This window comes from Clostridium thermobutyricum DSM 4928 (genome assembly GCF_002050515.1).
GTDB classification, from domain to species: Bacteria; Bacillota; Clostridia; order Clostridiales; family Clostridiaceae; genus Clostridium; species Clostridium thermobutyricum.
This window is the reverse complement of record NZ_LTAY01000079.1, coordinates 1-6,754: the sequence shown is the minus strand read 5'-3', so window position 1 is coordinate 6,754 and position 6,754 is coordinate 1. Positions and strand designations below refer to the sequence as shown.

At 26.0% G+C, this 6,754-nt stretch carries 5 protein-coding genes, 2 tRNA genes and 3 rRNA genes; 8 read left to right on the top strand and 2 right to left on the bottom strand.

What is annotated here, in order from left to right; all coding sequences use genetic code 11:
- The 6 genes from CLTHE_RS13485 to CLTHE_RS13460 all read left to right on the top strand — a co-directional run.
- Nucleotides 1-125: ribosomal RNA gene (locus CLTHE_RS13485) — 23S ribosomal RNA — on the top strand; the annotation flags it as partial.
- A 50-nt stretch (nt 126-175) separates the two neighbouring features.
- A 5S ribosomal RNA gene (gene rrf / locus CLTHE_RS13480) occupies nt 176-292 on the top strand.
- A gap of 792 nt (nt 293-1,084) precedes the next feature.
- Nucleotides 1,085-2,038, top strand: a complete 954-nt coding sequence (locus CLTHE_RS13475; protein WP_080023912.1) for an L-lactate dehydrogenase — start codon at nt 1,085-1,087, stop codon at nt 2,036-2,038.
- A gap of 157 nt (nt 2,039-2,195) precedes the next feature.
- Nucleotides 2,196-2,312 (top strand): 5S ribosomal RNA (gene rrf, locus CLTHE_RS13470).
- 3 nt (nt 2,313-2,315) lie between these two features.
- Nucleotides 2,316-2,391 (top strand) — tRNA-Lys (locus CLTHE_RS13465).
- A 42-nt stretch (nt 2,392-2,433) separates the two neighbouring features.
- Nucleotides 2,434-2,509: transfer RNA gene (locus tag CLTHE_RS13460), tRNA-Lys, on the top strand.
- A 194-nt stretch (nt 2,510-2,703) separates the two neighbouring features.
- Here the strand turns inward: CLTHE_RS13460 and CLTHE_RS13455 are convergent.
- On the bottom strand, nt 2,704-3,462 hold the full coding sequence (locus CLTHE_RS13455; RefSeq protein ID WP_080023911.1) for a signal peptidase II: 759 nt from the start codon (nt 3,460-3,462) through the stop codon (nt 2,704-2,706).
- A gap of 136 nt (nt 3,463-3,598) precedes the next feature.
- Here CLTHE_RS13455 and CLTHE_RS13450 point away from each other — a divergent pair, with 136 nt between their 5' ends.
- Entirely contained in the window at nt 3,599-4,402 is an 804-nt protein-coding gene (locus tag CLTHE_RS13450; RefSeq protein WP_080023910.1) for a pyruvate, water dikinase regulatory protein, read from the top strand.
- A 140-nt stretch (nt 4,403-4,542) separates the two neighbouring features.
- A complete protein-coding gene (locus tag CLTHE_RS13445) occupies nt 4,543-5,430 on the top strand; it encodes a patatin-like phospholipase family protein (protein WP_080023909.1) in 888 nt (295 codons plus the stop codon).
- On the opposite strand, the gene CLTHE_RS13440 is transcribed toward CLTHE_RS13445, so the two are convergent.
- The gene (locus CLTHE_RS13440) at nt 5,417-6,391 is read right to left on the bottom strand and encodes an amidase domain-containing protein (protein ID WP_080023908.1); all 975 of its coding nucleotides are present in this window, start codon (nt 6,389-6,391) and stop codon (nt 5,417-5,419) included. The genes CLTHE_RS13445 and CLTHE_RS13440 overlap by 14 nt on opposite strands.
- Between the last annotated feature and the right edge of the window lie 363 nt (nt 6,392-6,754).

Sequence of the window (6,754 nt, the reverse complement as noted above, 5' to 3'; positions counted from 1 at the left end):
AAGATTAGATTTCCCATAGCGTAAGCTAGTAAGATCCCTTGAAGAACACAAGGTTGATAGGTTAGGGGTGTAAGCATGGTAACATGTTCAGCTGACTAATACTAATAGATCGAGGGCTTGACCAATAAAAATATCAACAGAATTTGATGTGCAATTTTCAGAGAACATCTGATAATTTGGTGATGATGGCATAGAGGGTACACTCCTTCCCATTCCGAACAGGAAAGTTAAGCTCTATAACGCCGATGGTACTGCATGGGAGACTGTGTGGGAGAGTAGGAAGTTGCCAAGTGAGAACTTAGAAGAGTCAGTAAATATTACTGACTCTTTTGTTTTATAATTTCAATATTTTTGTGTCTTCTTATGATAAACCTATTAATTTTAAAGGATTATGATTTAAAGTTTTATATATACTAATATAATTTATTATTTACGAATTTAAATATAAAAAAGCATTTGCTATTAAAACTACATAAATATTAATTGATTTAATACATACTTAATATTATATTTATAAGAATACCTAAGAGAAAAGAAATTATCATTAATCTAAATTTATTTAATATTTAGTTTATTATATTTTGAATTTGTGTTAAAGTCATAAGAATAAATAATCCAGGTCTTAATATCATAAGTATTATTTAATATGTAGAATTCAGAAACTGCTTTATCAATAGTAGGTTGACATCACGTTGTTGCTACAAAATAAGCACATATAAATATTTTATAAATTCTAGAATATATATACACCTACTTCGTCTAATAATGATTGGAAGAAAGGAACATATATATAAGTTTAGCTAATATTCAGGAAATATACAAAATTAAAAGGCTTCTAGAAGCAGACTATTCATTTTCATAAAGACTTCTTTCAAATTTAATAGCAAAATTAGTATAATTGTAGCATTAATCCAATATATTGGAAATGCTTATGATTTTTTTAATAAAAGTGTAAGTTATAAAATTTAAATATAAACTAATATGAAATAAATGGTATATATTTTTTTAATACTAATTAATTTATTCTAAGTTTAAAAGAATGCTATAATAAAATTAGCATACAAATGATAGGAGTGTGAATTTAATGACAATAAAAAATACAAAAGTGGCGATTGTAGGAACAGGATTAGTTGGATCAAGTACTGCATTTAGTCTTGTAACACAAGGAGTATGTGATGAAGTTTTAATGACTGATATAAATAAAGAGAGAGCTATTGGAGAGGCAATGGATTTAAATCATTCAATTGAATATTTAAATAGAAATGTTAAGGTTAAAGCTGCTGATTATAGTGAATATGGAGATGTTGATGTAGTTGTGATAACTGCTGGAGCTCCACCAAAACCAGGGCAAACTAGACTAGATACATTAGGAATGACAGCAGATATAGTTAAATCAATTGTTAATCCAATAATGGAAAGTGGATTTAAAGGATTTTTTATAATTGTTTCAAATCCAGCTGATATAATTGCTTACTATGTATATAAACTTTCAGGACTTCCAAAAAGTCATGTTTTAAGTACAGGAACATCTATAGATACAGCAAGACTTAAAAACTTTATAGGAGAACTTGTAGATGTAGACCCAAGATCTGTTCAAGGATATTCTATGGGAGAACATGGGGATTCTCAAATAGTACCATGGTCACATATAACAGTAGGAGGAAAATCATTTTTAAAAGTTTTAGAAGATAATAAAGATAGATTTCCAAATGTTGATTTAAAAGAATTAGTTAAAGATACAGCAGAAGCAGGATGGGAAGTATATAAAAGAAAAGGAACAACTTATTATGCTATTGCAACTGCAACTGTAGGAATAATAAAAGCAATTTTAAATAATGAAAATAGAATAATTCCAGTTTCTACTTTTTTAGAAGGGGAATATGGAGTTAATGGTGTATTTGCAGGAGTACCAGCAATATTAAATTCTAATGGAGTAAAAGAAGTTGTTGAAATACATTTAAATGAAGAGGAAGAAAATAATTTCAAAAACTCAATAAATGTAATAAAAGAATATGTCGAAAAGTTAGAAAATAGATAAAATAATAAAAAGAAAACTCGTATAAATACAGGGATTAAGAGTTTTCTTTTTATTTTAAATAAAAAAAATAAAAAAAGTTGTTGACATTGTTATGTATAGTCTATATAATAAATAATTGTTGAGGGGCTGGCAAGCACCAAAACAAAAAGTAAAACAATCTAGTGATGATGGCATAGAGGAAACACTCCTTCCCATTCCGAACAGGAAAGTTAAGCTCTATAACGCCGATGGTACTGCATGGGAGACTGTGTGGGAGAGTAGGAAATTGCTAGGTAATGGTTCACTAGCTCAGTCGGTAGAGCACATGACTTTTAATCATGGTGTCCGGGGTTCGATTCCCCGGTGAGCCACCAAATTTACTTTTACATTAGGGTGTACAAATCTTATTCTAATATGGTTCACTAGCTCAGTCGGTAGAGCACATGACTTTTAATCATGGTGTCCGGGGTTCGATTCCCCGGTGAGCCACCAGAATTACTAAATGTAATTCTAATATAGGAACTTGCTTAGCATTTATATACTGAGATTATGATTTCATAATCTCTTTTTTATTTTATTTGAATTTGATATATTTAAATAAATAAATGGCTTATGAAAATATTTCATAAGCCATTTATTTTATAAAGTTTTTATTATAATTATTATAAATATAAAAAATATATAATTTAAGTAGTACTATTTTTTTTAAATCCACTCTTTACGTCATCTTTAATAAATATTGCAAAGTTTTTTAAATTTTTGGCATCATCTTTTAAACTAGTATTATCCTCTTCTTGGAAAAATCCGGAATTATATAAACATAAAATTAGAAAAAATATTCCTAAATTTATATATATATCTTTTAAATCAGCAATAAATAAATCTCCAACTCCAATAAAATCAAGGCTACCACCATAAAAAACTTTATCAATAAGAGAACATAATGCTCCAGTAAATACAAATATTATAGACAAATCACTATAAATATCTCTGTTATCTTTTGACCTATAGTATCTATAAACTTCTAAAAATAAAAATAAAGCTATAAGATTTAAAACTATTAATGTAGGAAAGCTTATTCCTACACCAAATCTTGCATTTAACCAGGAGCCTTTTGTATTTATAATAGGATTAAATGATAAAAATTCATCAAAGAATCCATAGTAATCCTTAAAGAAGAATAGTTTTATTATTAATTTAACTCCTTGATCTAAAATTAATAAAATAAAAAATAATAGATATAAAGTCTTAGTATTTAATCCGTATTCATGTTTTTTAGTAAAGTTATAAATAAAAATGCCTACTAGTGCAAATAGCAAAGTTAAAAATACATTTCCTATAAAAATTTCAGAATTTGTAATTCTACCACTTATTAATTCAAATATAAAATAAGCTATCCACATTAAAGGCAAAATTCCTATAGTGAGAAATTTTTTAGTTTTCATTATTTCCTCCTTTTTAAATATATATGATAATTAGTTTAGCATATTTTTCAAAATTTAACTATTGTTAATATTACTTTACATATGAGATAATATAATTATTATTTAACAAATAATAGCAATTGAAGGGGTGTTTAGAATGTTAACTATTTTTGCGGTTTCTGATTCAATAGGAGAAACTTCTAATCAAGTTGCACTTGCAGCTGCTAGTCAATTTAATGAAGGAGTTGAGGTTAAAAGGATTCCATATATAAAAACAATTGAAGATGCTAATGATGTAATAGAAGCAGCTAAGGAAGTTAAATCATCAATTGTAGTATCTACTATAATTAATGTCCAAATAAGAGAATATTTAACCCAAGTTGGCTTAGAAAATAATGTTTCAGTAATAAATGTTTTAGGACCTATCCTTAATATTGCTTCAATGAAGCTTAATAAGGTTCCAAATTATAATCCAGGAGCTATGTGGGCTACTGATGAAGAATATTTTAAGAGAATAGAGGCTATGGAATTTGCTATGCAATATGATGATAGTAAAGATTATAGAGGTTTAAAGAATGCTGATGTAGTTTTAGTTGGTCTTTCAAGAACATCTAAAACGCCATTATGTATGTATTTAGCTAATAAAGGAATAAAGGCAATTAATATTCCTTTAATGCCAGAGGTAGGAGTTCCAGAAGAGATATATAAAGTAGATAGAAAAAAGATATTTGGCTTAACAATTGATCCTTTTAGATTAATAGAAATAAGAAAAAAAAGATTAGATAAATTTCATAGAATGCCATCTAATGTAGAATATGCAAGTGATGCTAGAGTTTTAGAAGAATTTGATTTTGCTGATAGAATAATAAAGAGATTAGGATGCAAAACAATTGATGTTACGCAAAGAGCTATTGAAGATACAGCATTAATTATTCTTGAATCAATAAAACAGAAGAAATAATTTATATAAATAGTAGCTATTATTAACTTTTTAAAAGCTAATAATAGCTCTATTTTTATGCAATTTATAATTTTTATTAACTAAACAAGATAATAGATAATATTATAAATTAAATAATATTTAAGAAATAGGTGAGAATCTTGAAAATAGGATTGGTACTAGGTGGCGGTGGTGCTAGAGGAGCATATCAAATAGGAGTATTTGAAGCTTTGAATGAAATAGGAATAGATAAACATATCAAAGTCATATCAGGGGCATCAATTGGAGCTTTAAATGCGGCTATTTATGTTCAGGATAATATAAAACTTGGAAAAGAAATATGGTGTAATGTATCAAAAGAAAAAATTTTGCCAACTGATACTTTAAACTTAATAAAAAGAAGTATATTAGTTAATGTTGGATCAAAAAATATTGATTTTATAAAGAAATATGTTCCAAAAGCAATAGAAGGAGGAAATATATCAAGTAATGGACTGGACAGTATAATAGATGAAAATATAGATTTAAGTAAAATAAGAGATTGTAAAAATAAAATTTATGTATCATGCACAGAAATACCAAAAATAAAGGCAAGGTATTTTTTGTTAAATGGCGAAAGTGATGAAAAAATAAAAAAAATATTACATGCAAGTTCTGCAATTCCTATGATATTTCAAAGTGAAAATATAGATGGTATAGAATATGTTGATGGGGGGATAACTGATAATGTTCCTATAGATCCTGTTTATTATGAAAATTGTGATTTAATAATAGTAATAGGATTAGTGAGAGAATTTAGGGTTGATAGAAAGTTATATCCTAATGCTCAAATATTAGAAATAATACCAAGTTATATAGAAGAGGGGTTTATAGATGGAGCTTTAGAATTTACAAAAGAGAATTCTGAAGGAAGAATTAAGATGGGCTATGAAGATACAATGAATCAAATAAAGCCAATAATTACATTGGTAAATCATATAAAAGATAAAGAAAAAAAGCCTTCAATAATTGAAAGCTTAAAAGGTTTTTTTAAAATTAATAAGGAGTGATAATACGAATTTTAGGATATATACTTGGATACGCAATACTTAGTGGAAAATTTAATTTATCATAACTATGACAGCAATATAGAATATCATTATTTGATACGTAAGTTATTATTCCAGAATGTGTCCAAGTTTTTCTATCCTTATGATAAAACTGGACTATAGAACCAGAGCTATTTTTATTAATATCTGAATATTCTCTAGCTATATTATTATAAATTAAGTAATTTCTAAGTTCATTTACTCTAAGCCAAGGATTTGTATAAGGTTTCCAAGTTTTAGTTTGTTTTATACCGCCATACCATATAGCTTGTGAAACGAAATTTGTACAATCGCCTCCAGAGTTATCAAAAGATTTGAATTCTTTATTATAATTCAAAGCATATTTTTGAGCATATTCTATACATTTTTTCTTATTAAATGGTCTTAAATTTCTTGTAAATTCATTATTGAATTGATTATTAAATGATTTAAGTGAAAAAGTATTTATATTGTCTAATAAAATTTTATAATGAGAGATTAAATTCATATTATTTTGAATTAAGGCTTCATAATCGTAATTATTATTTTCTATTTTTTTATAGATATCTGGATAAACTTCATATGAAACTATAAAATCAATGATCCAATTATATTTAGAAATTTTAGATAATATAAAACAAAACTTAGATATATCAATAGAATTATCATTAAAGTTATTTATATTATAAAGTGTTTTAAGATTAATAAAAACAAAAGCAATATTTCTAGAAAAATATATTTTTTTAAAATCTATTGAATATGAATTCCTAAAAAATAAAGCGTTTTTTTTATACCATTTTATATTAAAATTTATTCTGGAATTGAATAAATCAAGTAAACCTGTTTTGTAATTTAAAAAATATATATTATTTTCTTTATCATTATTTTTTATAAAAGTTGATATTAAGTTTTTTATTATATGTGTATCAAGTAAATTTCTCATAAAACTCCTTAAATATAGAATTGTTTTTCTGTATTATATTCATAAACAATAAAAAACATGAAAAAATATATTAAAAAGTGTTGACATAAAGATTATTAGATGATAATATAAAAAACGTCGTAAGGAACGAAAGTTCAAGCGAATCTGTCAAATCTTAAAAATATTAAAAAAATATTGACAATAAGATTTGAAGATGATAAGATGAATGAGTCGCTAGAAGCGATACAAAAAAATGGTCTTTGAAAATTGAACAGAATAATATATAAGCAAACTTAAACCAGCAATTCTTTTATAAGTAAGTTTTAAGAGCTGAAAGATTAAACTTTTTATTGAGAGTTTGATCCTGGCTCAGGACGAACGCTG